The sequence below is a fragment of the Oscillatoria sp. HE19RPO genome (genome assembly GCF_024220515.1).
Classification (GTDB): Bacteria; Cyanobacteriota; Cyanobacteriia; order Cyanobacteriales; family Laspinemataceae; genus Laspinema.
In genome coordinates this window covers 23,004-29,280 of record NZ_JAMXOT010000218.1, presented here as the reverse complement: position 1 = coordinate 29,280, position 6,277 = coordinate 23,004, and the positions used below count along the sequence as shown (strand labels likewise).

Here is a 6,277-nt window from a genome sequence, read left to right as displayed (position 1 = left end):
CAACAAATAAATCATCCTTGCTTTGATGCGATCGCACCTAACAAGGCTCTTTTAGCCCGCGCAGGCACCGCTTTGTCCGTGTAGCTCCAGGCTTGAGCCTGCGGGTTTTTTGAAGGTTTTATTTTTTGGAGTTCCCTTACTACAAACTGCTGGACGGGGGGGAACGACTGAAGTCGTTACTACAAACTGCTGCCAGGGGGGGGGAACGACTGAAGTCGTTACTACAAACTGGTGGACGGGGAGGGGGGTAGAGGCGATCTCGATCGCCTCTGGGGTTGATTTAGATCTCCTGACCGGGTGATGATTATCTTAGGGTTGCACATCTTATCATCACGGATTTATTTTGAATGCGGGGTTAGATTAGAGCTAGAAAATAAAAGAGATTAAGGGATGTAATCGATTCATGATTCGCCCTTGAGGAGGGACTCAAAATGATCGGAATTTTTTGGATCGCACTGGGAAGCAGTTTAACAGCCTGGTTTTGTTATATGAATACCTCGGAAGAAATTCCCCGAATTCTGGCGATCGCCGTCGGTACCCTGGGGGTTAGCTGCGATCTAGTCATTGCTCCTTGGCCGATTCAACTCTCCCTCGTTCTCTTCATTTTATATTGCACTCGCCATATTTCTCCCCCACCCACAAAAGCCAACTAGCTTCCCCACTCTTGCTCATTCAAAATAGTCTGATTCTTGTCTAGGAATAGTGGGTCCGAGGGTCCGATTCCTCTAACTTTGAGATTACAATGACATCTCAAACCCTTTATATTGAAATAAAAATAGCGCGAGATTGGCTGAATGTGATTTACAATACCGGACCTGCCTGGGAAAGATGATAGGGTGAGGGTATTCGAGTTTAAACCCGTCCCTGCTACACCTTGTTTCATTTGGATTTCATCAACACAAACTCATAAGCTGGGTTTAGGTTGATAAAATATGATTGGGGTTGGCTGAAACCCCCTATAATTAAGAGGCTGAAACTGCCAAGAGTTTTTGCCAAGCTGTTCAGGGAATATCAGCTTAGAGAGTTTTAGCAGAGTTAGGAAACCGATCGCTTCAGGAAACTCCAAATCATCAAACCCCACCGTGAATATTGCTCAGGACAAGGCCAAGGCACTATGCCCGGATATCTTTACCCGGAAATGGATGATCGGATTGCCCTTCAGTGAAGAGAATTGGTTGGCTGGTAACCGATGGGGATCGTCGATCGCCCGTTGAGTTTAGAGGGTTTTAGGTATAAAGGCGGATTAAGTCATCCAACAGCGATCGCCTTCCAGGTGAAAAATGAACAAAGGGACCGAGGCAAGGCAGTTGATCCCTAACTGACCGATGCAAGCTAGAGATAACCCTAAGTGAATCAGGCTTCGGATCGAGGCGACCCTTGAAAAACTCAACCCTTGAGAATCAATCCCCACCCAAAACTGCCAAAAATTAATCCCTAACTGTGCGACATCAAGCTATAAATAAGAGAATATATTGCTCAAAAGTTGGTGCTTTCGGGGTGGTAAAAGCTATCATCAAAGATAATCCAGTAAACATTGAACTAAACCCACAGCGGCGAGAGGGAGTGAGGATGAACCCTCACTCCCTCTCGCCCCACCCGTGCGACTCTGTGGGGATCTTCAGGATCAACCCCAGCGCCAGCCAACCACTTGGGGCAAAAAGCGCTTAACCGGCTTAATTTTGGGAATAATCTAAGTAAGCATATTAAACCACCAGCCATGACAAACTTCGCATCACAGCGGCGTGCTGTAGTTGTCCAGAATGCGTTTTCTCCCTTCGGCAATAAGCTCATCCAAGCGGGCTATGCCGATCGCGAACAAGTTCAACGCGCCCACATCGAAAGTCGCAAATCCGGCAAACCTCTTACCGAGGTCCTCGAAGCCATTACCGGAAAGCAACTGCCTCCAGAGTTGCTCAGGCAGTACAAAAAACAACAGCTTTTTGAACTGAAAATTGTCTACGGCGTAGAAGCCTTGGATCCGGAAATCACCGAACTGTCACCGGAACAACTCGGTCCACTCCTAGAGACATTACTTCCCCTGGAAAGCTGCCGTCGCCATCGCATCCTGCCCATCTCCCGCAACGAGGGCGACTCCCCGTCAGTGTCCGTGGCAATGGTCGATCCAGATAACTTAGAAGCCCTGGACGACTTGGGCCGCATCCTCAGACCCCAGGGACTGAGACTACGCCGACTGGTGATTACACCAGAAGACTATAACCACTTACTCAATCAATATTCTGACGAAAAGGCAAAAGAGCAACAGGCCAAAGCCGAACAAGCCAATAAACTCGATTTAAGCCTGAACTCTGACCTCTTCAATGGAGGCGAGGACGACTCCCTGATTGACGCCCCAGAAGAAGATGAAGACATGAACCTGGATGCGGCGTTGCGCGGGGCCAACGACGCACCGATTATTAACACCGTTAATAAAATCTTAGCCAAAGCCCTCTCCGATGGCGTCTCCGATATCCACGTCGAACCCCAGGAAGAGTTTCTCCGAGTGCGGATGCGCAAAGATGGCGTACTCCAGGAGTTTGCCCGGTTACCCAGTAAAATTACAAATGCCTTGACCTCTCGGTTCAAAATTATTTCCGATATGGATATTGCCGAACGGAGGAATGCCCAGGATGGACGGATTCGGCGGATCTTCCAGGGACGCACCGTGGACTTCCGGGTAAACTGTCTGCCGTCGCGGTATGGCGAAAAACTCTGCTTACGGATTTTGGACAACTCCTCCACCCAGTTGGGGTTAGATAAGTTAATTTCCAATCCGGAGAGTTTGGCCCTAGTCCGGGAAATGGCCAGTCGTCCTTTTGGCCTGATTTTGGTGACGGGACCCACGGGTTCGGGGAAATCCACCTCGCTGTATTCGGTGTTAGCCGAACGGAATGACCCAGCGGTGAATATCTCCACCGCCGAAGACCCGATTGAATATGCCTTGCCCGGGATTACCCAATGTCAGGTGATTCGGGCCAAAGGATTGGACTTCACCAACTTGTTGCGGGCCTTCATGCGGCAAGACCCGGACATCATTCTGGTGGGTGAAACCCGGGATAAAGAAACGGCGAAAACGGCGATTGAAGCGGCCTTGACGGGTCACTTAGTGTTAACCACCCTGCATACCAACGACGCGGCAGGGGCGATCGCCCGTTTAGATGAAATGGGGGTTGAACCCTTCATGGTGGCCGGTTCTCTGATTGGGGTATTGGCCCAGCGCTTGATGCGGCGGGTTTGTAGCGAATGTCGCATCGCCTATACCCCCACTCCCGAAGAACTCGGTCGCTTTGGTCTCTCCGTTTCTGGGGAAAATAATATCACCTTCTATAAAGCGAACTCCATTCCCCCAGCAGAACGCAAAGCCGCCCAAGAAGCAGGGACTTTATGCCAGAAATGTGGGGGCGGTGGATATAAAGGCCGGGTTGGGGTTTATGAAGTCCTCAAAAACACTGAAAATCTCCAAATGTTAATTTCTCAAGGTGCTCCCACGGAACGGATTAAGGAAGCCGCCGTGGAAGAGGGGATGGTGACCTTGCTCGCCTATAGCCTCAACCTGGTTCGGGAAGGTCATACCACCTTTGAAGAGGTTGAACGGGTTACCTTTACGGACTCGGGCTTGGAAGCTGAACTCAAAGCCAAACGCAAAACGGGCCTAACTTGTAAAGCTTGCGGGGCCGGATTGCAGCAAGAGTGGCTGGATTGTCTGTACTGCTTGACCCCACGCTTCCAAGAGTAAGGCGATCGCGGCCTAACTTTCCACAACAATTTACTTTCAATACAATCTAAACAGAGATTATCGGAGAGAACGCGACTATGGCAGGTCTGGTCATTGAAGATATTATGGAGTCCCTGGTTGAACAAGGTGGCTCAGACATCCACATCCAAGCCGGTGCACCCATTTTCTTCCGCATCAGCGGGAAACTAACTCCTCAGACCCAATTTGGGGAAAGTCTCGCCCCGGAAGATTGTCAGCAAGTCATCTTCCAAATGCTCAACAACCAACAGCGCAAAACGTTGGAGCAGAACTGGGATTTAGACTGCGCTTACGGGGTTAAAGGATTGGCCCGGTTCCGGGTGAACGTTTATCGGGAACGGGGTTGCTGGGCCTCTTGTTTGCGGGCCTTGGGTTCCACCATTCCCAATGCGGATAAGTTAGGGGTTCCCCAGGTGATCCGGGAAATGACCGAGCGCCCTCGGGGGCTATTGTTGGTCACGGGTCAAACGGGTTCGGGAAAAACCACCACGATGGCCGCATTGCTGGATCTGATCAACCGCACCCGCGCTGAACATATTCTCACGGTGGAAGACCCGATCGAGTATGTGTTTCCCAATATCAAGAGCTTATTTCACCAACGGCAAAAAGGGGAAGACACCAAGAGCTTCGCGAATGCTCTCAAAGGAGCTCTGCGTCAAGACCCGGATATTATTCTAGTGGGAGAAATGCGGGACTTTGAGACGATTTCTCTGGCGGTGTCTGCTGCAGAAACAGGTCACTTGGTCACCGGGACTCTGCACACTAACTCGGCGGCAGGGACCGTAGACCGGATGCTGGATGTGTTTCCGCCAGAAGTTAAATCTCAAATTCGCGCCCAGATGGGGATTTCGTTAATCGGGATTTGCAGTCAAAACTTGGTCCCTAAAATTGGCGGAGGTCGGGTCTGCGCCCAGGAGATTCTCGTCAATAATGCTGCTATTGGCAACTTAATCAAAGAAGGCAAGACGGCGCAGATTTACTCCATGATCCAAACCGGGGGTCGCTTGGGAATGCAGACGATGGAAATGGCTCTGGCTAAACATTACAAAGATGGCAAAATCTCTTGGGATGCGGCGATGAGTAAAGCGGTGAAAGCCGATGAACTCGAACGGTTGATCGGACCCTCACCGGCCCTCAGCAATGCACCGGCAGGTCGCTAATTGGGTTGGCAGGATATTGGCGGGGGAATGGGTAAATCCCTCCCCGTCAATCCTTCCGATCTCCCCAGGCCAATCCAGATCAAGATCGCCGGTTGTTAGGATGGAATCGGCCCTTACATTAGACATTGACGGATGCTCCGAGTCCTTCCATCCCTGCACTCTCTTAATTTATCCCGAACAGGAGGTTAACTATGGCGACAAACGTTATTACAACGGAAGAAAAAAAGAAAGGCTTTGATTTTGCCGCATTTGAAGAAAATCTGAATGTGGCAATGGCTAAAATGACGGTGAAAGACAAAGCCGTTTTTTCCCGTCAATTAGCCGTGATGTTTAACTCTGGTGTGGCGTTAATGAAGGCGATCGCCATGCTGGGGGAAACCTCAGATAATGCCAAATTAAAAAAGGCCCTGCGGCAGATTAAAGGAGAACTGGAAACTGGGGTCCCTCTTTCCGAGGCGATGTCCAAATTCCCCGATATCTTTGATGACCTCTACTGTGCAATGGTCGAGTCTGGCGAAATTGGGGGGGTGCTTGACATGGTGCTCAACCGTCTCGCCATTGCCTTAGAAAAATCCGCCAAAATTCAAAACCACATCAAATCCGCCTCCGCCTATCCCAAAGCAGTGGGAAGTATTGCGGTCATCGTGTTTTTCGCCATGACGACTTTTCTGCTGCCGACCTTTGCGGGCATTTTCGAGGAATTGGGTGCAGAGTTACCTATGTTTACCCAAATTATGCTGGGAATCAGTGAGTTTACTCGGACGCCGGTAAAAATTGGTTCCTTGATTGTCTCCATTTTCCTCCTAGTGACTGCCTACAAAGCATTTTACAAAACCCCCCAAGGCCGCTTAATCTGCGATCGGATGTACTTAAACTTACCCGTCATTGGTCCATTAATTAAACTGACTGCGGTGGCTCGTTTCTGTGGCACGTTTTCCATGTTAACCGGCGCGGGCGTCCCCATGCTCAGTTGCTTTGATATTGTGGCCCGTACTGCCGGAAATCAGGTGATTACTAATGCGATTAATAATGGTAAAGCCGAGGTGGAACAAGGGGGGAGCTTAACGGAAGCCTTTGAGAGAGAAAACATCTTTCCGGCAATGGCGATTTCGATGATGCGAATTGGAGAAGAAACCGGGGAACTGGACAAGATGCTGTCCAAAGTTGCCGATTTTTATGAAGATGAAGTGGAACAAGCGGTCAAAGGTCTCACCAGTACCCTGGAACCGATTATGATGGTGGGGATTGCGGCAATGGTGGGTTCGATTTTGATGTCTATGTATCTGCCCATGTTTGCAGTGTTTGACCAACTCGGATAAACCGAGAGGGATGAGCTGGATTGACGAACCGATTCCTGAGAGCAAAA

4 protein-coding genes are annotated in these 6,277 nt (G+C 49.9%); all 4 read left to right on the top strand.

Features of this window, described 5'->3' with window-relative positions; all coding sequences use genetic code 11:
- Positions 1-431: 431 nt before the first annotated feature.
- On the top strand, positions 432-653 hold the full coding sequence (locus tag NG833_RS19705; protein ID WP_254566976.1) for a hypothetical protein: 222 nt from the start codon (positions 432-434) through the stop codon (positions 651-653).
- Positions 654-1,717: 1,064 nt separating this feature from the next.
- Entirely contained in the window at positions 1,718-3,733 is a 2,016-nt protein-coding gene (locus NG833_RS19700; protein ID WP_254566975.1) for a GspE/PulE family protein, read from the top strand.
- Positions 3,734-3,810: 77 nt separating this feature from the next.
- Positions 3,811-4,911 carry a type IV pilus twitching motility protein PilT gene (locus NG833_RS19695; RefSeq protein ID WP_254566974.1) on the top strand — a complete coding sequence of 367 codons (1,101 nt, stop codon included), beginning with the start codon at positions 3,811-3,813 and terminating at the stop codon, positions 4,909-4,911.
- Between the two features lie 191 nt (positions 4,912-5,102).
- Entirely contained in the window at positions 5,103-6,230 is a 1,128-nt protein-coding gene (locus tag NG833_RS19690) for a type II secretion system F family protein (RefSeq protein WP_254566973.1), read from the top strand.
- Positions 6,231-6,277: the final 47 nt, after the last annotated feature.